The organism is Vibrio lentus, assembly GCF_030409755.1.
Classification (GTDB): Bacteria; Pseudomonadota; Gammaproteobacteria; order Enterobacterales; family Vibrionaceae; genus Vibrio; species Vibrio lentus.
In genome coordinates this window covers 1,354,112-1,378,793 of record NZ_JAUFQE010000001.1, presented here as the reverse complement: position 1 = coordinate 1,378,793, position 24,682 = coordinate 1,354,112, and the positions used below count along the sequence as shown (strand labels likewise).

General features: G+C 45.3%; 21 protein-coding genes. 5 read left to right on the top strand and 16 right to left on the bottom strand.

The features are described from left to right. Positions 1–85 precede the first annotated feature (85 nt). Together QWZ07_RS05765 and QWZ07_RS05760 are read right to left on the bottom strand one after the other, a co-directional pair. Positions 86–1,318, bottom strand: coding sequence for a MalY/PatB family protein (locus tag QWZ07_RS05765; RefSeq protein WP_192852376.1), 1,233 nt, complete (start codon positions 1,316–1,318; stop codon positions 86–88). A 123-nt stretch (positions 1,319–1,441) separates the two neighbouring features. After that, positions 1,442–2,323, bottom strand: a complete 882-nt coding sequence (locus tag QWZ07_RS05760) for a LysR family transcriptional regulator (RefSeq protein ID WP_192852375.1) — start codon at positions 2,321–2,323, stop codon at positions 1,442–1,444. 185 nt (positions 2,324–2,508) lie between these two features. Between QWZ07_RS05760 and QWZ07_RS05755 the strand changes: the two genes are divergently transcribed. Further along, positions 2,509–3,570 (top strand): FAD-dependent oxidoreductase, encoded by a 1,062-nt coding sequence (locus QWZ07_RS05755; protein ID WP_192852374.1) that lies wholly within the window; start codon positions 2,509–2,511, stop codon positions 3,568–3,570. Between the two features lie 72 nt (positions 3,571–3,642). Here the strand turns inward: QWZ07_RS05755 and QWZ07_RS05750 are convergent, their stop codons facing one another. From QWZ07_RS05750 to QWZ07_RS05725, 6 genes are all read right to left on the bottom strand, one after another. Next, positions 3,643–4,110 (bottom strand): OsmC family protein, encoded by a 468-nt coding sequence (locus tag QWZ07_RS05750; RefSeq protein WP_102328074.1) that lies wholly within the window; start codon positions 4,108–4,110, stop codon positions 3,643–3,645. A gap of 56 nt (positions 4,111–4,166) precedes the next feature. Next, entirely contained in the window at positions 4,167–4,559 is a 393-nt protein-coding gene (locus QWZ07_RS05745; protein ID WP_017070209.1) for a GFA family protein, read from the bottom strand. A gap of 181 nt (positions 4,560–4,740) precedes the next feature. Beyond that, a complete protein-coding gene (locus QWZ07_RS05740) occupies positions 4,741–5,532 on the bottom strand; it encodes a hypothetical protein (protein WP_192852373.1) in 792 nt (263 codons plus the stop codon). After that, positions 5,529–7,091, bottom strand: coding sequence for an NAD(P)-binding protein (locus QWZ07_RS05735; RefSeq protein ID WP_192852372.1), 1,563 nt, complete (start codon positions 7,089–7,091; stop codon positions 5,529–5,531). The genes QWZ07_RS05740 and QWZ07_RS05735 overlap by 4 nt, the downstream gene beginning before the upstream one ends. A gap of 14 nt (positions 7,092–7,105) precedes the next feature. Then, positions 7,106–7,510 (bottom strand): hypothetical protein, encoded by a 405-nt coding sequence (locus tag QWZ07_RS05730; RefSeq protein WP_017107995.1) that lies wholly within the window; start codon positions 7,508–7,510, stop codon positions 7,106–7,108. Positions 7,511–8,137: 627 nt separating this feature from the next. Continuing rightward, positions 8,138–9,067, bottom strand: coding sequence for a LysR family transcriptional regulator (locus tag QWZ07_RS05725; protein ID WP_065105070.1), 930 nt, complete (start codon positions 9,065–9,067; stop codon positions 8,138–8,140). A 116-nt stretch (positions 9,068–9,183) separates the two neighbouring features. Here QWZ07_RS05725 and QWZ07_RS05720 point away from each other — a divergent pair, with 116 nt between their 5' ends. From QWZ07_RS05720 to QWZ07_RS05705, 4 genes are all read left to right on the top strand, one after another. After that, positions 9,184–9,867 (top strand): SDR family oxidoreductase, encoded by a 684-nt coding sequence (locus QWZ07_RS05720; RefSeq protein WP_102314790.1) that lies wholly within the window; start codon positions 9,184–9,186, stop codon positions 9,865–9,867. Positions 9,868–9,990: 123 nt separating this feature from the next. Continuing rightward, positions 9,991–11,199, top strand: coding sequence for an MFS transporter (locus QWZ07_RS05715; RefSeq protein ID WP_065105068.1), 1,209 nt, complete (start codon positions 9,991–9,993; stop codon positions 11,197–11,199). 59 nt (positions 11,200–11,258) lie between these two features. Further along, complete coding sequence (locus QWZ07_RS05710) at positions 11,259–12,347, top strand: alkene reductase (RefSeq protein ID WP_192852371.1); 1,089 nt, start codon at positions 11,259–11,261, stop codon at positions 12,345–12,347. 209 nt (positions 12,348–12,556) lie between these two features. Beyond that, positions 12,557–13,378, top strand: a complete 822-nt coding sequence (locus tag QWZ07_RS05705) for an HNH endonuclease (RefSeq protein WP_192852370.1) — start codon at positions 12,557–12,559, stop codon at positions 13,376–13,378. 269 nt (positions 13,379–13,647) lie between these two features. Here QWZ07_RS05705 and rlmJ read toward each other — a convergent pair whose 3' ends face one another. From rlmJ to QWZ07_RS05665, 8 genes are all read right to left on the bottom strand, one after another. Beyond that, positions 13,648–14,514, bottom strand: coding sequence for a 23S rRNA (adenine(2030)-N(6))-methyltransferase RlmJ (rlmJ, locus tag QWZ07_RS05700; protein WP_192852369.1), 867 nt, complete (start codon positions 14,512–14,514; stop codon positions 13,648–13,650). Between the two features lie 201 nt (positions 14,515–14,715). Then, positions 14,716–15,639, bottom strand: a complete 924-nt coding sequence (gene secF / locus QWZ07_RS05695; protein ID WP_192852368.1) for a protein translocase subunit SecF — start codon at positions 15,637–15,639, stop codon at positions 14,716–14,718. A 2-nt stretch (positions 15,640–15,641) separates the two neighbouring features. After that, complete coding sequence (gene secD, locus QWZ07_RS05690) at positions 15,642–17,441, bottom strand: protein translocase subunit SecD (protein ID WP_192852367.1); 1,800 nt, start codon at positions 17,439–17,441, stop codon at positions 15,642–15,644. 273 nt (positions 17,442–17,714) lie between these two features. Further along, positions 17,715–18,179, bottom strand: a complete 465-nt coding sequence (locus QWZ07_RS05685) for a hypothetical protein (RefSeq protein ID WP_192852509.1) — start codon at positions 18,177–18,179, stop codon at positions 17,715–17,717. Between the two features lie 292 nt (positions 18,180–18,471). After that, positions 18,472–21,240 carry a M16 family metallopeptidase gene (locus QWZ07_RS05680; protein WP_192852366.1) on the bottom strand — a complete coding sequence of 923 codons (2,769 nt, stop codon included), beginning with the start codon at positions 21,238–21,240 and terminating at the stop codon, positions 18,472–18,474. 192 nt (positions 21,241–21,432) lie between these two features. Beyond that, positions 21,433–22,281, bottom strand: coding sequence for a LytR/AlgR family response regulator transcription factor (locus tag QWZ07_RS05675; protein ID WP_102362774.1), 849 nt, complete (start codon positions 22,279–22,281; stop codon positions 21,433–21,435). A 72-nt stretch (positions 22,282–22,353) separates the two neighbouring features. Next, complete coding sequence (locus QWZ07_RS05670; RefSeq protein ID WP_192852365.1) at positions 22,354–23,388, bottom strand: sensor histidine kinase; 1,035 nt, start codon at positions 23,386–23,388, stop codon at positions 22,354–22,356. Beyond that, positions 23,388–24,680 (bottom strand): hypothetical protein, encoded by a 1,293-nt coding sequence (locus QWZ07_RS05665; protein ID WP_192852364.1) that lies wholly within the window; start codon positions 24,678–24,680, stop codon positions 23,388–23,390. The genes QWZ07_RS05670 and QWZ07_RS05665 overlap by 1 nt, the downstream gene beginning before the upstream one ends. Positions 24,681–24,682: the final 2 nt, after the last annotated feature.

The window sequence follows — 24,682 nt, the reverse complement described above, 5'->3', positions numbered from 1 at the left end:
CATGCTTAGAATTACACAGACACAAAAAAACCGCCAGTGATGCGCTAAGCAGCCTCGCGGTTTTTCGTTATTTACAGCCCAATGCTCAGCAGCAGATTTTTGAATTGCCACTATCGCAGCAGTTTGAACTCCCCTGACTTTCTCGCTCAAAACCCTCAATCGCATCAGCCAACGCAGTAAATGATTGCTCAATATTGTCACGCGAGGTGGCGATGTTCATTCGCATAAAATGATAACTTTCAGCGCCAAACCAACCGCCCGGCGTTAACCCCATTTTAGCTTGTTCAAACACCACACTTTTCAATTCATCTTCCGAAAAGCCTAAGCCAGCAAAATCAAACCACACTTGGTAAGTACCTTGCGGTTGGAAGACTTTTAACTGAGAAATTCGCTGCTCTGCAAATTCGGAAATCCACTTAACTGTGTCTTGCAGATACGCCAGCATACCATCTAACCACTCTTCACCTTTCTCAAAGGCGGCAATAGTCGCAAACGTCGTCAAAGCATTACCATGGTCAAGGTACATCGCCGCGACATTGGTTTTGAACGCTTCAAATAGCTCATTGTTGTTGGTGTACACATAGCCGTTTGAGATGCTGTGCATGCCAAAGGTTTTCGCCGGAGAGCCAATCAAGGTGATGACCTTGTCGTAATCAAAGCTGGTCAAGCTCGTGAAAGCGTGACCTTCAAAGATAATGTCTGAGTGGATTTCATCGCTGATGATCAGCACATCGTGGCGCTTGGCGATCTCGATGACTTGTTCAATTTCTTGCTGCATCCACACACGACCCGTTGGGTTGTGAGGATTACAGAAAATCATCGTTTTTACTTTGTGTTCGATTATCTGCTGTTCCATACCATCGAAATCAATGCGGTAACCTTGCTCATCATTAATCAGTGGGCTGTTCACCACCTGACGATTAGCCTTGTTCACCAAGTTAGAAAACTGGTGATACGCTGGCGTATGGATTAGCACACCATCACCTTCATTGGTGAATTGACGCAGTAACAACGCAATACCAGAAAGCACACCCGGAACCTGAACGAATTTGTCTGAAGACAGATTTAAACCATGACGCTTTGAATACCATTGAGATAGCGCCTCAAACACCGCCTGTTCATTGAACTCATAAGAGTACACACCACGTTCAACCAAACGATTCAGCTCTTGAGTGATCGGCTCTGCTACCTGAAAATCCATATCAGCCACCCAATATGGGAAGACATCAGTGGTGTTGTAGATACCTTGTAGCATCTGCGGTTTACTTTTAATAAACGCATTTTCGCCGTAGTTAGATGCACTGTTAAAGCTGGTCATATAGATTTCCCAAAGTTTACATTCGATAATTTGTAATCAAATCGATCACACTCATATCAGTAAGACGTTTTCTTTTTTGAAAAAGACGAAAAATGCACAAAAAAACGTCATTAAAAACACGATTTATATCTTAAAGTGAGTGGGCGTTTGCTGATCGCCCCTAAGAATCTCTATAAAGGCTCTGATTTTCTTCAAGTTATACATATCGCGGTGCACCAAAGCCCAAACAGGCATCGGCCAAACCAAACTGGAAGAAACTGAGATCAAATCCTCATCTCTCTCCACAAACTCCCTAGGCATAACCGCAATACCACACCCCGACTCCAAAGCTCGTGCGGCTACCTGAACACTCGAACACAGAAATACAACCTGCGTTTCTGGCACCGTGTCGTAGATCCATTCATTCCACAGCAAATGTTGTGGCCTCTCTTTCATGGCGATAAAACGATGCTGCTGCCAATCACTGTTTTGCGGTAATCCATACTGCTCGATATAGCTTTTGTGCGCGCACAATACCATCTCCACACTGGCGATTGGGAACACGATATTGTCTGGCGTCGTAGGTTTATCGCCACTACGAATCGCAATATCCGCCTCACCATATTCAAGGTTAAATTTCCTCAAATCACCAATAAAATCAACACGCATATTGGGATAACAACGCTGGTATTGTTGGATAACTGGCATCAGCATACTTGCCATGTCGTTTATTGCAGTAACGGTTAACGTGCCAGAAAGTGCCTGTTCTTTACTTTTGATTTGTGCGCCCAATTGCGAGAAGTGATTCTCTGTCACCTCACCTAAGCGCATGATATCTAGCCCGGCTTCGGTCGGTAAATAACCTTTGTCATTTCGTTGGAACAACAACACACCAAGCTCAGCTTCGAGAGTGTCGATATGCCTCATCACGGTTGAACGGTGCACGCCCATTTCTTGAGCGGTAGCACTCAGTGTTTGGTGTTGAGCTAGCTTATAGGCTGTTCTTATCTCATTCCACTTATCCATTTTCTCGCCTTTTCAATTATCTGCCTCTCGAAGTTGTGCGTTGCAAAAATGCACACCTCTGTTTTATTTTCGCTCATTTATTACAAATATGAAACGCACTAAGCTATTTCCCCATAGATAAGTGGCTTCTGTGGTCGACAAACGACCTGCCGCAAAAAAGACAAAGTATGAATAAAGGGCAAAATATGAAAAAGGTAGACGTACTCATTATTGGCGGTGGTTTCGCAGGCGTAGCAGCCGCGCAAGAGCTTGAGAAAAAAGGCGTGAGCACGTTATTGGTGGATAAAAAAGACTACTTTGAAGTGACCTACGCGACTCTTCGTAATGTGGCAGCACCAGCGGTGACCAAAGACGATGCTAGAAAGCCCTACCAATCTTTCTTGAAAGGCGCTTTTCTTCAAAGTGGTGTCAGCGAATTAACACGTAACCAAGCCACATTGGATAACGGAAGTACCATTGACTTTAAGATGGCGATCATTGCTTCAGGTACTCGCTACCCGAGCATGCCAATCGCGAAATCGAGCTCTGCGTTCAACCTAACCGATCGCAACAATGAACTATTACAGCACAATCAAAACATCCAAAATGCAGAGAACATATTAATCATTGGTGGCGGGGGCGTGGGAGTGGAACTGGCAGGAGAAATCGCACACGCCTTCCCTAGCAAAAAATTGGTTCTCGCACATAGAGGTGAAGCATTGCTTGATGGCTTCAAGAGCAAAACCAGAAGAGTCGCATTTCAGCAGTTAACAGCACTAGGTGTCGAAGTAGAATTTAACACGGGTTACCAAAACATCTCGGGAAGCTATATCGACCAACAAAGCGGTAAAACGGCGACCGCAGACATCGTATTCGAGGCGGTTGGCACCTTACCCAATAGTGAGTTCCTGCAAGCTCAGTTGCCACACGTGTTAAATAACAAAGGCTTCGTCAAGGTGAATAGCCAGCTCGAGGTGTCAGGAGAAGACAACCTATACGCACTCGGTGATGTCGCCGATGTTGGCGAAGCAAAGCTGGGTTATCTTGCTCAGCAACAAGGGGAGTACCTCGCTCGCCTGATCAGCAACAAGCTAAAGAGCAAATCGACAAAAGGTTACAAGCGAAATCCATTAATGGCACTGATTCCAACAGGGCCAAAAAGCGGCGTTGCCGAAATGCCTTTTGCTGTAACAACCTTTAAGCCTTTGCTCAATATGAAGCAAAAAGACTTGTTCATTAATAAGGTTTACAGTGCCTTTGAAAGCTAAGCGCGCAATGCTAATTGGTTTTGATAACGTTACGCATGCTTTATGACGCTACTTATGATTGGGTAGCGTTGCTTAGGCTTTAGCCTCTACCACAATTTCTGTTTTTACCGAGTTGGCGATAAAGCAGTTTTTGTGCGCCAAATGATGCAGTTTGTCGAGTTGTTTGGCGGTCGGTATCTTAGAACCGGAGAACACAATGTCAGGTCGCAAAGTCACCTTAGTGACCGATGAGCGGCCTGATTCATCTTCCTCAAGCACACCAACGGCATCATCCACATAAGAGTCGATCACATACTTCTGCTTTGCAGCAATGCCCAAAAACGTCAGCATATGGCAACTAGACAGTGCCGCAATAAAGGCTTCTTCTGGATCAACGTTGGCCTCAACTGAAAACGGCAGTGGCACAACATGAGGTGACGACGAGGCAGGCACCGTGACACCGCCATCGAACTCCCACGTATGACCGCGACTGTATTGGTTATCACTAAAGGTTTCATCGTCACCACGAGCCCAACGAATCACCGCACTATATTCAGACATAAACCCTTCCTCTATCCATTAATTATTAAATAATTGGTTCTCAAACGACGAGTTATTTAGCGATCAGCTGGGTGATTGACACCATCGTTAGTCACCACATCACCGATATCAAAAGGGTTCACCCCTTCCAAACAACCGATGTTAAATCCATATTCATTGGGGCTTGAACGGCGTTGATGATGGGTATAGATACCGCAGTTTGAACAGAAGTAATGTTTCGCGGTGTTGGTATTGAATTGATAAAGCTTAAGATGCTCAGCGCCTTTCAAAATCTTAATACCATCCAGCGCCACAGAACCCACAATCGCCCCTCTACGACGGCAGATAGAACAGTCACAACGGCGCGGCTTTTCTATTCCGTTAGGTAGGCTGAGTTCTAACTCAACTGCACCACAATGGCAGGTTGCCTTGTGAAAAGGTTGGATAACCGTGTTACCGACTACTTTCATTTCTCTCTCCAATCACGTCCTTGTATTGTACGCATCATAACCAGTTCAATGAACTCTGTCCTTAAGCTGACGTTGGGTTCGAGAGATACGTCATGGGTTGAGAGAAGTGCCTCGGAATGGCGTGGAGAGTTTGAGGTAAGTTAAACACCCACGTCATTCCATATTGAAAAACGGAACCAAGTTACATAAAGAAAATTCCGAAATAAGTGATAACAACGACACCCAGAATCAGTCCAGAGAGCGTCTTACTAATTATTGGCAATTGAATAAAGCTGCTTAATCGATTTGATACAGCAAAGTCCTTCCCTCCCCAATCTAAACGCTTAAAATCGAAACATAAGCTGAGAAACAGAAGGTGGCAGGCTGTCACGATACGAGCATGGAAAAAATCCTCCGCACCAATCGCTATCATAAAGGATGCAATATGGCAGATAGCGAGAGTAAGTTTCGGCAAAACTGAGCGATACTCCACCAACAGCAATTGAATTAACCAAAAGCCATAAATCACTTTTAATTGCCAAGGTACCACTTCACCAAATAAGAGAATCTTGCCCTCTCCTAACAGCAAGGTTTGTTCACCCGTATATACCCAATACGCAATTGTCGCGGCGAGCACCATCGAGATAAACATCGACAGGTAGGCCTGTTTTTTGAGTTGCACCAATACAAAACCAACAGACTGGAGGACAAAAAACACGACCAAACCTTTATCGACATACTCGACACTCACCCACTGACTAACCGCCATAAAACACAGTAGGTTAAACCCCATTTCGAGACCAAGGATTCGCTTTATCTCACTGGCGTTTTCGACTGGTTTTGTCAACGGCCAGAACAACACAGGCAAAACTAAAGTCAGAGCTAGTGCAAGCCAAATCGAGCTTTGCACAAGTAGATAAAAGCCACTGCCGTACACTAGGCAAATAAGTAAAAATAGCCCGGATGATAAAGGAGAATAGACACTTGATTTCATCGACGCTCCTCGCGCTCAGAAGAGACACGCTCAACCAAATCTGCAGCACATAGATTGGCAGTTTCAATGCATCGTTCCAGCGTAACGGGGACTCGCCAAGTTTGTCTTGGATCAGACAAATACTCACCGCTAAAAAAGACGTTAGAAAAGTTATTCATCGTTGTTGATAGCGAATTCTGAGCTGTCGGTTGAGTTAGTGCGTGTTGCAGGACCCAATAACGGGATTGCCCACGTTCATTGGTCACCACATCGCCACAAAAGTAATCGGAATATAAGGTTTCCAATTCTTGAGGTGTCACCATTTTGGCACCAAGACCAACTCTGAAACCTTGATAAGCAGAATGGTCGAGTAAATCTAATTGCCCAAAAAGCTGGAACAGTAATTCATCCTTTACCTGCTTCTCTGTACAAGACAACATCGGTTTTTGATAAAGGAGGCCGATCGCCTTATCAAGATCAGTCGCTGTTACCGATAGACATGTCACCTCTCCTTCAGACGTACTTCGAGTCGTCACGTGATAACTCAAGCCCCAAGGAGAATCGAGAACTAATCCCACCGTCCTATTCTTCAATACCGAAGGGACTTGAGAGAAATAGAACTGAAACCCGTGGCTCAGTACATACTCATAATTTAATACTGAACTGATCTCTGAGAATAAAGATTTGATAACGTGAGCGGGAAGCGCGAAGACGTAATAATCAGCTAAGACACGACAATCATTATGTAGCAGCACACTATCAATCCGAGTTCGTTTTTTATTGGGATAAATAGCTTTGGCTTTGTAGCCTAAGTGAAATTGAACGCCTTGCTTTTTAAGATGGTGAGTCAACGGATTAATAAGCGCATCACTAATCGGTTCTTTCATTCCCAAACTGTACGCGTCGGGGGCAGAGGCATGCAGTTCTCCATCTTTATTGTTGAGCAAATCCAAAATTGCCAACGCTGGCGTATCATCCGTTGCTCCAATCCAACCTAATAAGACCGAACGAAGGAAGCCAGCAAGTCCAGGCCTAGACTCATAAGAAAAAAACTCACTAACAGGAACCCCAAGCAGTTCCTCCATCGAATACGGTTTCTGTAACCTTTGCTTAAACCAAAGCGTATCCTTTATGGGAACTTGAGCATAAAGCATTGAATAAGCAGACTTTGCGTCGTCCCATAGCTTTTCAAAGCGGGAAAAATACCCGCGTTGAAACTGTATCGTCTTATTATTTTGCGCCCAAGAAAACTGAACCATATTCTGGGGATATAGTGAATCTAAACAATTGCCAGACTCACGAGGAACCTCTTTAAGGAAGTTTATCAAGTTGTAGTTTTTAGCGAAAAACTGTCGATGGGTAAGCTCATGAACCACGCCTCCCTCATCCACCGTTCCGACACATTTTCCTCCGGTGTAGAGCTCCTTATCGTAAACAGCCACATCGAAGCCTTGTTTTACACAATTATGAGCCACTGCTAAGCCAGAAATCCCAGCACCGAAAATGGCAACTTTGGGCCGCGTAGGGCCGGTGCTAACACCGACCTCACTTTCACTCTCATTGACATAATGACAGGTCATGTTTTCTCCTTAAACTATCGGTTCAAGATGACATGATTCGCGAGCTCTAAACGATATAGGTCGTGATTCGGAAGCTGATTCAATACTGGGTTGATGTCTAATTCAAACGGACTATTAGCCAGTGAACGACACATAATTAGGTCATCCCCAACAATCATCACTTTCGGTGTCGCACCCTCCCAGACAAGTTGTGCCGATAGGTTTAGATCACTGATATTAATTCCGCAATCGTAAGTGCGAGAATGCAAAATACCATTTTCTATTTCGTATCCACCAACTAACGCGATTGGATGCTGAACGGTCGGAAAGACTATCGACTCATTCACCTCAGTAGCTTGTTGAGTTGGGAAAGTTATAGCGTCTTCGGCGTGAACAAAAGAAGCAGCAAGAAGGGTCACGAAGCCAAGAACGTTTTTCATTATATTTCTCCATTATTATATTTATTAGCGGGAATGTTCCCAAATGAGAATCTATCTCAAATTCAATGTCACAACTATTGGCTTATGTATTTTAATTCTGTGAGAGATACACCATTGACAGGGAAGGCGAAGAAAAATAAAAAACTGATAAATATTAGATGGTTAAATAGATAAGAAAGACAACAAATGACCAATTGGGTAGAAAAAGAGCTCTACGAGAGTTTCTTTGACGTCGTGATTTATTCAGGCTCTGGATGAGGAAATTAATAAACCTGAATAATTACATGAGCTTTAAATCATAAAAAACTCAAATAACAACTCAAAGGCTTCCTTACTAACACATTGATTATTAAAATTTTATAAAACAGGACAATCTCTCACCTAAACTTGCGAGAAGATAGCTTGATCTTTCCTTCCGACCTCTATTTTTAGCGGCAAAAGGGGATAAGATAAGCGGATATATTTCAATAAGGATGAAGTACGAACGTGTGACGAACAGAGGAGGAATGGTGTCATCTACGATGAAGAGGTCTTTTTACTGACAGACCTCTCATCATAAACATTTACCGCCAGACAAAGCTGGCCAGCATTGAAGCTTCACTATTGATAAATTAACAATAATTGTTCTCAGCCTGACCTCTCGACCAAACCAGTGAAGTTCTCAAGAAGATAATCCAAAAACAACCGAATACGCTTCGGCTGATATTTCTTGCTGATATACACCACATTCAAGTCGGCGCTCGATACTGAAGTCGAGGTGTTGAAGTTCTTCATGTAGCCATTAAGTAGCGTCACAAGGCGTTGGTTATTGATGTCATCTTGCACATCGAGTACCGACTTCAACGCAATCCCTTCTCCTTGCAATGCCCAGTATCGAATCACTTCGCCATCGTCTGAAAATCGCTTCGGCACAACCGTCACAGCCTTCTTCATGTCATGATCTTGAAAGTGCCATGTCTTGAGCTCTTCATTGCTACGCAGCATAGCCAAACAGTCATGTTCAACCAAATCTTGTGGCTTGATCGGCGTACCGTGTTTGGCAAGATATTCTGGTGAAGCGCACAGCACTCGTCGGCTTGGTGATAAACGTCTAGAGATCAAACTACTATCAACCAATTCGCCGTAGCGGATCACGATGTCCATGCCTGATTCGGCGATATTCGATAGGTTGTCATTCAAATACAAGTAGGGAATAACGTCTGGATACTGCTGACAAAATTCCGACAGAATAGGAAGGATGTACTGCTTTCCGATGTCTTTAGGTGCTGCAATCTTTAGTGGGCCTTTAACCTCTTTGACGCCATTTTGAATCAGGTTTTCAGCCTCGCTAACGTTATCCAATATCTCCAGACACGCCTTGTGATACAGCTCCCCAGAGTCAGTTAAAGACACATGTCTTGTGCTTCGGTTCAGCAGTTTCACACCATAACGCTCTTCCAGTGCCTGAAGCCTTGCTGTCATGGTCGCAGGAGAAAGCCCTAACTCTCGCCCCGCCGCTGCTAACCCGTGATGCTTAACAATGCTCACGAACATCGCCATATCTGAAAACTTGTCCACTCACCTCTCCTACCATTCAGTTAATCCGAATAATGATTTTATATTTTAACCAATTATCAAGTTTAGTCGAATAAATATAATGGCAACCATCAGCAGAACACGCAGGAATTCAGAACATGAACAACGAACTTACAAACCAAGAAAAGCACACATTCGTCATCATTGGTGGAACATCAGGTATCGGCAAAGCATTAGCAATGCAATTAAGAAACGAAGACAACACAGTACACATTGCCAGCCGACACACCGGCGTTGATATCAGCAATGAGAAATCGGTTTGTGAATACTTCGAATCGATCGGTGCATTTGATCACTTGGTGATAACCGCGGGTTCATACGCTCCCGCAGGAAAAGTGACAGACGTTGCTATCGCAGACGCAAAAGCAGCATTTGATACCAAGTTTTGGGGAAGCTTAAACGTAGCCAAGCACGCCGCACGTTACATGACTCCAAACGGCTCAATCACTCTAACCACGGGCATGCTGTCACGCAAAGTGGTTGCTGGTACTTACGTAAAAACCGCGATTAATGCCGCGCTAGAGAGCGTAACTAAAGTGCTTGCCAAAGAGCTATCACCGATTCGAGTCAACGCCGTCAGCCCCGGCCTTACCATGACTGAAGCCTACAAAAATATGGATGACTCAGCTCGTTCAACCATGTACGACAACGCGAAAAACAACCTACCAGCAGGCAAAGTCGGAGAGGCTAAAGATATCGCAATGGGCTATCTATTCGCAATTAACAACCCATACGTAACGGGGTCAATCATCGACATCGATGGCGGTGCTCTACTCGGCTAACACTTCGCAAAGAAGCAAAGAAGCAAAGAAGCAAAGAAGCAAAGAAGCAAAGAAGCAAAGAACAATCGTTAGGGCGTGTATGTAAACGTCCTAACAAACAAGAATTAACACAGGTACTTCACTATGAAATCAGAAGCGATCCATAAAGAAAAGATCCCATTCCAAGTTTGGATACTGACACTCGCAGCTTTTGCCATCGGCACCGCTGAGTTTGTTATTGCAGGCATCCTTCCACAAATTGCCACATCCCTTTCGATCACCGAAGGTCAAGCCGGATACCTAATCAGTGCTTACGCATTGGCTATCGTTATTGGTGGCCCGATCTTAACCATCTACCTCGCACGTTTTAACAAAAAGATGGTACTGATTGGCTTAATGGCTTTGTTCATCATCGGCAATATCTTGTCAGCCTTAGCTCCTAGCTACCCACTTCTACTTGCAAGCCGCGTTATCGCAGGCTTAGTTCAAGGTCCTTTCTATGGCATAGGTGCAGTTGTCGCGACCAATTTAGTGTCTGAAAAAATGGCAGGTCGTGCTGTTGGTCAGATGTTCGCTGGCTTAACACTCGCTAACGTTCTAGGGGTTCCCGCAGGTACTTGGGTGAGCTTGCAATTCGGTTGGCACACCACTTTCTTTACCGTGGCAGCACTTGGCACCATCGCCATGATTTCAATCTTAACGTCAATAAAATCTTCAGGTCACAGCGAAGCGAAAGACATCAAAACTCAGCTGTTGGCATTCAAAAATCCAATGCTTCTCATCAGCTTGGCGATCACCGCTTTTGCTTGGTCTGGCTTCATGACGCTTTACGGCTACCTTGCGCCTATCGCCATGCACATCACGGGTTACGGTCAAGAATCAGTAACTTGGATCTTAGTGATTGTTGGTGTCGGCTTAATCATCGGTAACACCTTGGGCGGACGCTCTTCTGACAAAGATTTAGGCAAAGCATCGATGTTTTGGGCTATCGCGATGATCGTTTCACTAGTAGTGGTTGGCCTTGTTGTAGACAACAAAATCCTATTCGTTGCAGCTGCATTTGTCTTTGGTATTGCATCATTTGCGAACGTTCCTGCTATGCAGCTTCGAGTAATGAACCACGGTGGCGAAGGCCAAGAACTAGCAGCAACCGCGAATATCTCAGCCTTTAACTTAGCCAATGCTTTCGGTGGTTTCCTAGGCGGCATGGTACTCGACAGCCAACTAGGCGCAGGGATGATTCCATTCGCAGCCGTTGTTGTCCCAGTGATTGGTTTGTTGCTTATTGCAAAAGCCAACCGAGCTGAAAAGCCACAAAACGACTCTATCTTCAGCCCAGCAGAAAGCAAATAACGCGACTTATCGCCCCAATACAAAACGAAAGATCACAGCATTAAAACAAGGTAATAACCATGAACAAATTATTCGAAACAACAGAACTCAAAGATCTAGAACTACAAAACCGTGTGGTTATGGCGCCCATGACGCGCGCTCGTACAAGCCAACCTGGAAACGTGCCAAATGAAATGATGGCAACTTACTACCAACAACGTGCCAGTGCAGGGCTCATCATCACTGAAGCGACACAAATCTCAGATGACTCTCAAGGGTACTCATTCACTCCCGGTGTTTACACAAGCGAACAAGTGAAAGGCTGGCAAGGTGTCACCTCTGCCGCTAAAGAACAAGGCGCAGCGATATTCTGCCAACTATGGCATGTGGGACGCGTGTCTCATCCAACCTTCCAAAAAGGTGAACTGCCAATCGCGCCTTCGGCACTGGCTCCGGTAGAAACTCAAGTTTGGATTTCTGATGAGAATGGAAACGGCAACATGGTGGATTGCATTCAACCAAGAGAAATGACCCAAACTGATATCGATCGTGTGGTTCAAGATTTTGCTAAGTCAGCGAAGAAAGCGGTCGAGGCAGGGTTCAATGGCGTGGAAATCCACGGTGGTAATGGCTACCTTATCGATCAATTCCTAAGAACTAATTCGAACAAGCGCACCGACAACTACGGTGGTAGCCGCGAGAACCGACTTCGTTTTCTAATTGAAGTCGTGGATGCGGTAATTGAAGCGATTGGTGCCGATAAGGTGGGTGTTCGTTTAGCTCCGTTCATCACCTTCAAAGACATGAACTGCCCAGACATTGTGCCAACGATTCTAGAGGCATCAAAGGCGCTGCAAGCACGTGATATCGCTTACTTGCACCTATCAGAAGCAGACTGGGATGACGCGCCGGTTATCCCTGAAAGCTTCCGTGTCGAGCTAAGAGAACTATTCTCTAACACAATCATCGTCGCTGGCAGCTACACACCAGAACGCGCCGAAGAAGTGTTAAGCAAAGGCTACGCTGACCTTGTCGCATTTGGTCGCCCATTTGTAGCAAACCCAGATCTCGTATCACGCCTACAAAACGGCAGCGAGCTATCCGATCTTGATAGCGCGACTCTGTTCGGCGGTAACGACAAAGGCTATACCGATTACCCAGCGTTGTAGTGATAAAGCATTAAACAAACACCAAGCCTGCATGAGTCCTGCAGGCTTGCCTCTTTAGAAACGTGACCGAACCGATACCTTTTCACACTCGAAAATCCACTTGCATATTTTCACTTAAACCACTGTTATATTTGAACTTTACATGAAATTTAAATTATAAAAACATCAATAACAATTCCGATTTAAACGGATAAATAGAGGACTCTCCATTGTTCAATGTAGGACAGGTTTACAATCGACGTGCAGATATACACGGTCATTACAAAGGTCAGCAATATGGCGGTATCGCTACGCCGGCGGCTCACCCATATGTGTTTATCTTCACTAGCGATGCAGGTGAAGAATTTGGCTACTCTGATGGTTTTAGTGCTGACGGCACTTTCCGATATACAGGAGAAGGGCAAGAAGGTGATATGCAAATGGTTAAAGGAAACTTGGCCATCTTTGAACACCAAAACAACCTCAAAGAGATTCTCTTATTTGAATCTGTCTCTACTGGTTTTGTTAGATTCGTCGGTGTTTGCAACTACATCTGTCATCACATCGAGCAACGCCCCGACAAGAACGACCAACTTCGTGATGCAATAGTTTTCCATCTAGATATTGTCCCACAAAGTGTCGGAAATACCATTCAATCTCCAAAAGTCTCATACCTTACTAAGCCGACTAAAAGTAAGTCTCTGAAGCAATTACGAGACATTGCGTTAGCTTCAACGCCACGCCAAGCAGACACAAAAGAACAACTTACGCATGTGAAGTATCGCAGTGAAGCCATTAAGCTTTACGCAAAAAAGAGGGCAAATGGTATTTGTGAAGGTTGTGGCGTGCCCTCACCTTTTGAGACCAAGTCAGGTCCTTACCTAGAAGTACATCACCTGACACGGTTAGCTGATGGTGGCGCTGATTGCCCTGAAAATGTAATTGCACTCTGTCCGACTTGCCATCGTAAAGCGCACTACTCAGTGGAAGCTGCAGATTTCAATGCGAAACTCATCGAGAAAGCACTAAAGATTGAAGAGCAATTGCTGTAAACATTTTCTTCAAGCAAAAGAAAGGCTCGCGTGACTAGTGCGAGCCTTATGCAGTTTAGGGGGTAAACCACAATCTGATATTAATTAGGGGTAATTATTTAACTTATGAGCCAGTATGCACCTGTGCGCATTGATATTCTATTTTTAAATGATTCACAGCCATTAATCAATCGATAAAAGTTAGCTTTTGGTCAATTTAAACCACAATAGTCACAGTGATTTAGTGAACAGCGTCTAGAAATTCATCATAAACCCCAGATAAATCAGGTTTATAGACTTCTCATTTGCCAATAACCCTCACCATTGGTTGCGAGCTGACTATGTAAGTAATCCAGAGTATCAGCCACCGTTCCAGCAATGCCTTGGGGTGGGTTAAACAACAATAAGCCACTGCCGATCAGGCGATCATCACCCTTAGGATCTCGAAGGCGAAGTTCCGACTTAATCGGACTTGGCAGCAAACCATCTTTTACCGCTGTCACACAGTGGTTCAGAATCAGTGAGCTCTTGTCGTCCGTATAAAGTGGGTACCAAATCAAGGCAGATACCTTCTCAGATTGTTGATACGCCTTAACCAAGGCATCAATCACCGCAAGATATTCAGAATCGGTTTCATAGGGTGGGTCGATAACGATCAGGTGATGATTATCATGCTTAGCTACATCATCAGGGAGCGCTTTAAGCCCATCGCCTGCGGTAATAGTGAGCTTGCTTGAGACATCAAGATCGCGTTGTAGCTTCTCAATGTTGGTTTGCAATAGGTCAGCTTCGTCTTGCTGAATGTCTGAAAAATAGAAGCTGTCTTGGCTGCGGCCTTGTTGATATGCGATGGCAGCAGAGCCGGGATACAAAGAGATAAGCTGATTCGGATTGTAGTATTCCAGCACCGACATAAAAGAACTGAATGCCGGCGGAAGATAAGCCTTATTTCGCCAAAGATATCCGACCCCTTCCGCAAACTCACCCGCGTGATTACTTGGCGCGGTGGTTAGGTCGTAACACCCTGTTCCTGAGTGTGTGTCGATAACATTGAGGCGTGAGTGTTGCTGCATTAATGATTTAACCAGTGCACTCAATACTGGATGCTTGAGTGCATCCCCATGGTCGCCTACATGACATTGATGTCGATATTCCATTCCTTTGCCTCATTTCTACTGACGTCATCTAAACATACTTCATATCATGGGGGCTTGCCTGCTGAATCCATCGTTTTTTGAAATAGGCTCTCTTTTCTGTAACTGTCTGACTCTTATAAAAAATAAAGCCCCTCGTTTTGTTATAAACGAAGGGCTTTATTGACGTTATTTACTAAGTCGTCTTGTGAACGAATAGATAACCTAAGGGTACTCACCCTCAACTTCTACTGGCGCTTTCACTTGGTAGTGACAAGGCTGTAGGCCAAGTAACTTAGGCAGTGTGATACCTACAGAAACAGAAGACCACGTACCGCTGACAATGCCGACAACCAATGCAATAGCAAAACCTTGCAGCGCAGCGCCACCGAGTAGCCAAAGCGCAGATACGGTGATTAGCGTTGTACCTGAAGTCACCATGGTGCGTGAGAAGGTCGCTTTAACCGATTCGTTAAGCCGGTTGTCAGTATCACCGTTTGGATTGCCGCGAAGCATTTCACGCACACGGTCAGCAATGATGATCGAGTCATTCAATGAATAACCGAGAATCGCTAGTACGGCCGCTAATACAGTCAGGTTAAACTCAAACTGAGTAAACGCGAACAGACCTAAAATAAGCGTCACGTCATAGATGATCGCGGCAAGAGCACCAAGTGCCAAACGCCATTCAAAACGTACACTCAGGTACAGCATGATCATTAGGAAACACACCAATACCGCCAAGCCACCTTGGTCAACCATGTCTTGACCCACCTGAGGGCCAACCACGCTGCTGTTAAGCACTTTTACTTGGTCACTTACAGAAGACAAAGCATCCACTAAGTTTGGCTGTGGCGCGTCTGTCAGTTGGCTGTAACGAATTGTCCAGCGATCTTGTTCTGCCATCCCAACCACTTGAACGTCTTGTTGGAAAGCCGTATCAAGTTTGGTTTTTAACGCATCTTTGGTTACTTGATCAGAGAGTTGAACCTCGGCAACCACACCGCCAGTAAAGTCCAAGCCCCAGTTAAAACCTTTCACTGCCACCAGCATCACAGAGCTCATGAACAGCACAATAGAAATCACAGACATCACCTTACGAAGGCGAGTCATGCTGCTGTTTGAAATAGTCATATTTGAAATACTCATGCTTAAATTCTTACATCGTGGCGTTGGTCACGCCCCCAAACCAAATTGATGATCGCTCGTGAAGCAAAAATGCCCGTGAACATACTGGTTAGAAGGCCTAAGCCCAGTGTCAGAGCGAAGCCCTGAATCGGTCCATTACCAATGGTATATAGCGCCACAGCAACGATCATGGTGGTGACGTTAGCATCGAAAATAGAAGAGAACGCACTGTCAAAACCACGGTCGATGGAGCTAGCAAAGCTGCGGCCTTCTTTCATCTTGTCTCGAATACGTTCGAAGATAAGCACGTTAGTATCCACCGCCATACCGACGGTCAGTACTAAACCAGCAATACCCGGCAGAGTTAAGACGGCACCCGGTAGCAAGGCAATCAAACCAAACAATGTGGTCATGTTGACGATTAACGCGCCGTTCGCGACCCAACCAAGGCGGCGATACCATAGCGCCATAAACGTTAAAGTCAGACCAAGCCCAAGCGCCAAAGCAGCAAAGCCGTTGGTTACGTTTTCCGCACCCAAAGACGGACCAATGGTACGTTCTTCAATGATGGTCACTGGCGCAGTCAATGAACCCGCACGCAGTAGTAACGCAAGCTCTTGCGCTTCAGCCAAGCTGCCTGCGCCAGTAATTCTGAAGCGGCTACCCAGTTGAGACTGGATGTTTGCCACACTGATCACTTCACTGTCTTGCTTGCTGTTGCCCGCTCTGTCACGACTGTACTCGCTGTACACAGTTGCCATTGGCTTACCGATGTTGTGACGTGAGAACTCAGACATTTTCTTACCACCAGAAGAATCTAGGGTAATGTTTACTTCTGCACTGCCCATCTCACCGATGCCACTACGAGCATCAATAATGTGTTCACCGCTCAGTACTGCTTTGCGAGCGACAACGACACGGTTGCCATCTGTATCTTTTAGCGTTTGAGTATTGCGAGTTGCATTGTCGTAAACAGAGTAGAACGCCAAAGATGCGGTTGCACCAATCACATCTTTTGCTGCTGCAGGGTCTTGAACACCCGGCAATTCAATACGAATACGGCTTTCACCTTGGCGTTGAATCGATGCTTCTGTGATGCCTAATTCTTCAATACGGCTGCGCATGATTTGCAGGTTTTGTTGAACGGTTAGGTTGCGTAGCGTTCTTTGCTCTTCTTCAGACTGAGTTAACGTCAGTGACTTATCTGAACGATCACGTAGCCAATGTGGGAATTCTTCACGAATCAGCTTTTGTGCTTTTTCGAAATCGGCGTCGGTACGGAAATCAAACTGAACTTGGTTGTTCACCACTTTACCGCGTGCATAACGCACCTGACTGGTCACCTCATCGACCATCGCTTGCGCTTGTGCGTGGTAAACCGGTTCCATGTCCACTTCTAATAAGAACTGCACACCACCGCGTAAATCTAGGCCTAGCTGAATAGGTGCAAAGCCCATATCAGTCAGCCATTTAGGTGCTGCAGGCTCCATAGCAAGCGCAACCGTCGCGTTGTCGAGGAAGCGCTCATTGAGTACTTCTTTGGCTTTCGCTTGTTGCTCTGCGTCTTCTAAGATCACCACTAAACGTTTGTCTTTTTGAAAGGCTGATTTGGCTTGAATGCCTTCGCTAGCAAGATATTGCGTAATTTGAGTCGCGTCGATCGTCTGCTCAGAACGGTTACTGATTTGAACCGAGGCATTTTCGCCAAACCAAGAAGGTAGAGCGCTTAGAATCATGATGATGATGGTGGCAATAAGCACCACGTATTTCCACTTTGAGTAGTGGTTAATTTGTTTTCTTGGAATGCGTTTTTTCACAGTCAAGATCTCTTCTTTTTACCAATCACCGTAAACACGTGCTCAAAAATAGCGCCGGGAAAAAGCAGTGTTCGAGCGTTTTAACCAGCTAGGATGGCCAGTTATTTACTGCGATTGGTATAACTAATGTTTTGCGAACACGAACGACAACTAGTCACAACCAAAACAAGCTGATTGAGTAATAGTGAGGCTAATAATTGTGTGTCGCTATATTGGGTTAATTGGCGAGTTCAACGGGCACGAGGCGACCATCGATACGACCAATTTAGGGTCAAACGATTAGCTAAGAAGTTCTCGGAAATGCGAGTATTGAATGTTGCCCTCTTTCCACCCAGAAAGCCGGGAGGACGGAGAACTCACAATGCTGGTCCAGTGCTGCTTGGAATCCAACAACGGCGTGTTGAAGAGCAGAGAAGCCAGTATTGAAGGGGGAGAGAAGTCGATCAGTAGATGATACGCAGGCTCAAGGTCGGCCACGCTTTCTTGCTCATTGCTGAGCATGCGTCGAAAGGCTGTCGCTTGAAGGCTCGATTCAGTGTCGTGATAGTTGGAACTGTCATCTAATGACGTGGTGCCAAACTGAACCTTATCGCACTCTAAATAGGCCGACGGATTATCCGCAGTTGCCTGTTTACAAAGATTAGTCTGCGAAGATTGCCCTTGAGCCGAATGAATTTGAAATGGCTTAGAAGGAAACGAATAGCCGTTAGAATTCACTAAACCAAAGCTCAGTAAAAACAACATTAAGACTAATCGGGTACCCAGTTTAAGCAATCTAATATCCAAACAACATTCTCGTAGATCGTCAATCTACAATACAAATGAAACGCTGTCTTGATTTAAAACATTTTTTTAGAAAATGATTCGATGCAACCGATTAAGCACCCTCGCAATTTAGATTTACATAGATCTAAAACGGCTTCACAACAGGTGATGGATAGATGTTATGAATGGTGGAGAAACAAGAAAGCCAAGCGATGCTCGCTTGGCTTTCAGTTATCTCTTTCTGTTGGCTTCAAGCTTTAGGCTTTAGGCTTTAGGCTTTAGGACGCATGATGTTCTTAACCTTACGGCTATTTTCACCAAAGATACTTTGCACTAGCGCATTCATCTCTTCTACAGAGACCGATCTCGCCACTCGTTCTACTTGAGACAAAGCTTCGATACCGTAGCCATGGAGCAGATAACGAGACACATACCACGCTTGGTCGATAGAGCTCTTCTCTAGAGGCGCGAAATCAGCTTCGAACTGTTTCACTACCGCTCGCATTTCCTCTTCAGAGACACCTTGCAGAAGGTCAGTAATCACCTTATCGATCGCCACTTCGACTTGATCAACGTTCTCCGGCGCTACCATCGCCCCGATAACCCACTCATAACTCGGTTCGCTATCTAACAACTTTGCATACGTATATGGCGAGTAATCTAAGCTCAACTCTTCACGAATATAAGTGTCTAAACGAGCCGCCAGCAAACGTTGCAGTAAGTCTTCCATGAAAACATCTTTTGCCGACATTTTAACTTCAATACTAGGCTCAGAGATAACTCTTAGGACGTACTCTGCGCTATTCACATTGTTGATCGCCAAATCAATGCGTGACTCAGTTGGCTGCTTATAAGCCACCTTAAAGTCAGGAACCTCGGCTTTTTCTAATGGAATCGAAGCCAAGTATTGCTGAACCAAAGGCTTTAATTCACTTGGGTCGATATCACCCACAATCACCAATTGGTTATGCCTCAATTGACCAAACAGTTGCTGATGAAGATGACTAAGATCTTCCACGGAAACCGCTTCAACACGCTCTTTATCAACAAGGTGATGACCACTTTCCTGACGATAAATATTGTGGTTTACCGCTCGTTCAAACTGGCCAACAGGGCTGCTCAAGAAAGATTCTTGACCTTGTACAAACTCCTGCTTAACGGCCTCTAACTGCTCGGGAACAATTTTAGGCGCAGTGATGAAGGTATAAAGCGCAGCAAACGTATCTTTAAGCCCATCTTTATTAATATTAAATTCAATACCATGGCGGGTGTTGCCAATAAAGGAATCGGCTCGAATATCTTCACGGTCAAAATACGCTAAAAGCTCAGAACCCGTAAACTCACCAACACCACTTCGAGCGAAGGTAGGCAACGCAACCTCAACGGCGGGGTATAAGCTCGGATCCAAAGCGGCTTTTCCGCCGAGGCTCATGTACATCACGCCAACATCATCGCCAGCAAGATAATCGCGCAAGTACCACATGTCGATACCATTGCTTAGCGTCCACTTTTGGATGTATGGGTCTACGGACATTTGTTCAGCAAGCACAACCTCGCCTTGCGAACTAGGTACAGCAAAGGCACTTGCTGTTCCAATCGTAAGCGGTGGAATTCCCGCCTCGCTATACGTGGCTTTTAAACTATTTAGAGAGTTGATGATCGCTGTTCTGTCTTCGGAGTCATCCATACCAATAACAAGGAAGTAATCATCAGAAAGTAGGTTTTTGATGTTGTCGTTAATCACTTCAAGGCTCAAGTTAGCAATGAAGGCTTCCAAACTGACTTGGTAGTCTTTCTGTGATTGGACAATTCGATCAGTGACTAACGCTCTCGCTTTGTAGTTCGCGTGTTCAACGCTGTCCATTTTATCCCAGTCGTGCTCGATATTATCCAGCAAGTCTTGGTAGTAGTGCTGCTCGCCAACGATATCCGTTTCCGAAACGCCAAAATCACGCAGTGATGCCAATGTAGAAAGCAGATCTTGTTGGATCACTTCACGGCCACCAGCCGGAAACCCAACACTTATTGAAGAATAGTGCAGAGCCCCCATTCGATAGCCATCAGACGCTATCCATTGAGTCGGCAGCGCTGCATCATTGAATACTGCTTCTAATCGTTGTCGAATCAATTGTTGAGCGGTTTCATCCAACCAGCGTTGATGCTGCTGAGCATGATTTTCAACTCTATCTAAACCTCGGTTAAACGTCAGAGTGATGCTTGGCGCTTCTCTTCCTGCGTACTCAACATAATCATCTTCATTGAACGAGGTCACTTTCTGTTTTTCTGGTCTTGGTGTGTCGCCACGCTCCCAGTTCGAAAACTTCTCTTCAATGAGTGGAATCACGGTTTTGATATCCACATCACCAGAAACCACCAGTTCAACTATTTGAGGTTGATACCAAGTCTGATAAAAGTTGCTGATGCCTTGAGGAGTAGCATTCACAATCGACGATTTAGTGCCTAATGCATCTTGCGATTCGTACGGGCTGCCTTCAATGAAGTGGTCAAAGAATTTCTCTCCGAATGACTTATCATCGAGGCGAGCCATACGAAACTCGCCAAGAACCACGCCTTTCTCTTTTTCAACTTCTGAACTTGATAGATCCAGACCATCACCAATGTCACGCATCCACGTCAGGGCAGACTGCAATTGGATGTTATCTGGCAAATCTAACTGGTATACCGTCTCTTCATAAGAGGTGTAAGCATTAATATCAGCGCCAAAGCTAGCGCCTGCATCTTCGAAGAGACGAATCACATCATTTTCAGAGAAATTTTTACTGCCATTGAATGCCATGTGTTCCAAGAAGTGCGCATAGCCTTCTTGTTGAGAAGTCTCTTGAATTGAGCCCGCGTGTACGACTAAACGAACAGATACGGATTCTTCATGATCTGGATAAACATGGTAGGTAAGGCCATTTGCTAGCTGACCTGATGTCCATGCCGGATCCGGCTGGATTAAGGTTTCGGTGATACTTGATGTTGAACTACAGCCAACTAAGGTGAGGCATAGAGCCGTCGCTAAATAATATGTTTTCATAACAACCTCTTAATGTCATTCATCGACAATATACAGATTGAGTTAATGATTATTATTTAATATTTAACTCGATGAATACCTTTGTGATCTAGATCTTCATTTTATAAATCACCATGCGCTATGTAAGATCGACGGTGTTCATTTAAAGTGGCGTTTTAATAAGAGCCTAATGCATCCATTTAAGCTAGTTCTCTACATCCCCTTAAACAACGCTTGCGAGGCACGGCTGATCGGTAACTTCTCTCCGAAGACATAAGCCGACATCTGACCTGAGAGCCCTTTCTTCACCTTATCAATGGCCGAGACTTTCACTACCACTGAGCGGTGGATCTGCCAAAACTCATCAGGATTGAGCTGGGCGATCAGCTCTTTTAGTGATACGCGAAGAATAAACTCCTCTAGAGAGCCGCCTTGGCCTTTTTTGAATATCGAGACGTACTTGTCTTCTGCTTTGAAGTAAGCCACATCATCGACGGCGATTAGGTGGATGTCTTCCCCAACACTGGCTTTAAGCCATGTGAGATACTTTTTCTGCGATAGATAAGGAGGTTGAGCTTGCTGTGATGTTGATTGAGATAATTGCTGAAGCTGACTCATTAACGCCGTGATATCGGGCTGTTCTGGCGTAATACCGGATTGTGTTTGATTGTTCGACAGACGTGCTTGAACCTTCTGACAGGTAGCGAGTAGACGCTCTTCGTTGATTGGCTTCAGCAGGTAATCCATCGCATTGTGTTCAAAGGCTTTGACCGCATATTCGTCATAAGCCGTAATGAACACAATCAATGGCGGCGAATCTAGCTTGTTGAGTTGTTTCGCTAGTGAGATTCCATCCAGCTCAGGCATACGAATATCGAGAAACGCCACATCAGGTTCAAGCTGCTGAATACTCTGCATCGCCTCCAAACCGTTTTGTGCCTTACCGACGATCTCTAGCTCCGGCCAAACCTCAGCCAAGCTCTTATCTAGGTGATGTCTTAACAGTGCTTCATCGTCTGCGATAATCGCCGTTACGCTCTGCTGTATTGCTGGGTTGTTCATGGTTAATCCTTTAAATTCACACTGTAAATCGTCTATTTTTCGTCACGGCTCTGTGCTTTCTGGTGTGTCCTTCTAGACAACTGCGTCAGTCAGCGGTAACAAGATCGTAGAGACTACCCCGCCCTCAGTTTGTTCAGTAATCGTTAGGCTCGCCTTATCGCCATAAAGGGTTTCGATTCTTTGACGAATATTGCTTAACCCAACACCATGACCCGTATTCGCAGAGGGCGTTTTCAACCCAGCACCACTGTCTGACACTTCAATTTTCAACTGCTCGGCTTGTTGAGTAATACGAATATTCACTTGGCCACCAGCGGCTTTGGGCTCGATGCCGTGCGTGAGTGCATTCTCGACCAAAGGTTGAATCAAGAACGGTGGAATCACCTGCAAATTGCTAATCTCGTGTGTTTCAATCGAGAACGCTAAGCGCTCACCCAAGCGTATCTTCTGAATATTAAGATAAGCGTCTAACAAGTCGACCTCTTGTGCGATGGTCGATTGCTCGGTGCGGCTGTTTTTCAGGGTCACACGCAGCAAGTCAGTCAACTTTTCGAGCATCAACTTAGCTTTCGCGCTATCACTCTCAATCAACACATTGATGGTCGCAAGGGTGTTGAACAAGAAGTGCGGTTCAATTTGGCTTTGCAGTTGCTTAAGCTGACTCAGCACCACCACCTTTTCTTGATCGGCCTGACGACGCTTGGCCACTTCCAATTCGTTATCGGCGCGTAGTTGTTGCTCTCGTGTATAGAAGTAGTAATAACAAACCGAACAGAAGATCACACCGAGCAAGACTACGGATTTAAGGTCAGAGATATTGGCTCCGAAATATCCGTTCAGCCAATAGTGCGCGTTCAAGGTACCAAAGGTCATCGCGAACACCATTGAGATACCGACTTCAAGCGTTCTTGATGTCCTCTTGAACAACTTCACTAAGATGAAAGAAGAACCCACTGCGCTGTAACCAAAGCCAAAACTGATCGCGAGGTTAACCACAAGGTCTCCGCCCCAAATTGTTTGAGTGGTGATGGCAATGACGAAACAAAACAGAGTGGTCAGCGTGAAACTTTTAATCCATGAAAACTGACTGTTTGAAGAAGTGTTCATTAAAATCGTCCTTTGATATTTAAAAGAATCATATGACTATCGGGTAAGTTAGCGTAAGCAGAATCACTTTTACCGCCGAGAAAGCGTGCAGCAAGTTCCAAATCCAACGATGAATGGCCATTATCTAAAGCCTGATAGTTGAGCCACTGGGTAGCAATAAAGCCGCCGTCTTGAGGAGACAACATGACGTCGAATGTCGGCGTGATATCTTCGAGCCAGCCATGTGTCGAATCCAAAGACCAGTGAAACATGATGTTGTGTTGAACCAAATTGGCGTGTTGATAACCTTGAGCGTAAGAACCAGCCAGTGATGCTGTCATCGGATTAACCGACAAAGACTCGGCACTTTCTATGGCACTTTGCCACTCAGAATCACTCCACGCTCGGCTATCAAACCAGTATTCCAACACCACATTGTGGCCAGTGTCATTGGCCCATGTTAATCCTACTAACGCTTGATAAGCCTCGCCCTGCTCTTCAAGATAAACCGGTTTAAGCAGTGAGTTAGGCTGACCGTAGCCAAGGCTTTGTCGTTGATAGACCACCGAGCCATGAAACTCCCAAGCGAGGTTCAACACCGACACTAAACTCGCCCCAAGCAAGCCGTGACGTACATCGTCGTAATAAGCGACCCATTGATACTCATGGTCACCCACTAGGTTGTAACGACGTAACCCAAATCCTTGTTGCTGGTTCTGCTTTTCGAATTCATTTACGTCTTGAGAAGTCCATGACGAATCACTGTAAAGCAGTGTCCATTCTCCTGTCATATCGAACAGTGACGCCGAGGCCACACCCGCGCCCTCTTCTGCGACAATGCCTACTGGGTTTTGTCGATACGGCTTGATGATGTCTAACGGTCGATAGCCATAACCCACGCCCCAATCCAAACGAACCTTGCCGAGTGTGACATCGAGGTAGTGGTCACCGAACGCTGAATTAGACAGCTCAACACCACCTTGCCAAAACAGCTCACGCACGATGAATTCAGACTCAAAGCTCGCCTCTTGCCCTTGAGGATTGTTGCTCAAAATATCGTTGGCTTTCACTGCAAACAGACCAAGCCAATTGTTGTATCCAGCTTCAAGATCCAGCAAGCCATTGAGCGACTGACGATTATCAGATGCTGAAGGAGTGAATGGCGACTGTCGTGATTCAACCGACTCAGCGCTAAGTTGCCAATCCCACGCCAAGCTCAGGTCGTCCGCTTGAATCGTGTTACTCACGCAAGACAAAGCAAGCAAAGTAGCGATTGAAGACTTTATGTGGAATCGGCGATTGGGCACTCTCATAA